Source organism: Dactylosporangium siamense, assembly GCF_016862795.1.
Lineage (GTDB): Bacteria > Actinomycetota > Actinomycetes > Mycobacteriales > Micromonosporaceae > Dactylosporangium > Dactylosporangium siamense.
The window spans coordinates 1-919 of sequence record NZ_BONQ01000278.1 but is presented as its reverse complement, the minus strand read 5'-3'; the positions used below and the strand labels follow the sequence as shown (position 1 = coordinate 919).

Sequence of the window (919 nt, the reverse complement as noted above, 5' to 3'; positions counted from 1 at the left end):
CCCACCATCGCCGGGCTGGCCGCGGCCGTCGACGCCAGCGGCGCCGGGGCCGTGGTGCCGCCGATCGCGCCCAGCGACCGGGGCCGGCCCCTGCCGCTGTCGTTCGCCCAGCAGCGGCTGTGGTTCCTGCAGCAGCTCGAGCCGGACTCGGTCGAATACAACATGTCGGTCGCCGTCCGGCTCGACGCAGGCCTGGATCTCGCCGCGCTGCGCGCCGCCCTCGAAGCGCTCGTCGAGCGGCACGAGGTGCTGCGAACCCGGCTCGTCGCCGACGTTGATGGGACGCCGCGTCAGGTGATCGACCCGCCGTCGGGCGTCGAGCTGCCGGTGGTGGACCTGACGGCCGAGGCCGACCCGCTGGCGACCGCCATGGCCACCCAGGCGGCCGCGACGACCGTCGCGTTCGAACTGGCCGCCGGGCCGTTGCTGCGGGCCACGCTGTACCGACTGGCCCCCGACGACCATCTGCTCGCGCTCTGCATGCACCACGTGATCACCGACGAGTGGTCGATGGAGATCATGCGGCGCGAGTTGGGGGTGTTGTACGCCGGGGAGGTGCTGCCGCCGCTGCCGGTGCACTACGCCGACTTCGCGGTGTGGCAACGGGAGTGGCTGTCGGGCGCGGCGCTGGAGGGCCAGCTGGCCTACTGGCGCGAACGGCTCGCCGGCGCGCCCGTCCTCGAACTGCCGACCGATCGACCGCGGCCGGCGGTGCGGTCGTCGGCGGGTGACGTGGTGGAGTTCGAGGTGCCGGCGGAGGTGGTGGCGGGTCTGCATCGGGTCGCCGGCGCCGGTGGCGCGACGATGTTCATGACCCTCCTGACGGTGTACACCATGGTGCTGAGCCGCTACTCGGGTCAGGACGACATCGTGGTCGGCACGCCGATCGCCAACCGCAACCGGGCCGAGACCGAGGACC

General features: G+C 73.1%; 1 protein-coding gene. It reads left to right on the top strand.

All coding sequences use genetic code 11. The annotated features are described in order from the left end of the window. A partial coding sequence (locus Dsi01nite_RS56930) for a condensation domain-containing protein (RefSeq protein WP_239137340.1) occupies positions 1–919 on the top strand: 919 nt, incomplete at both ends.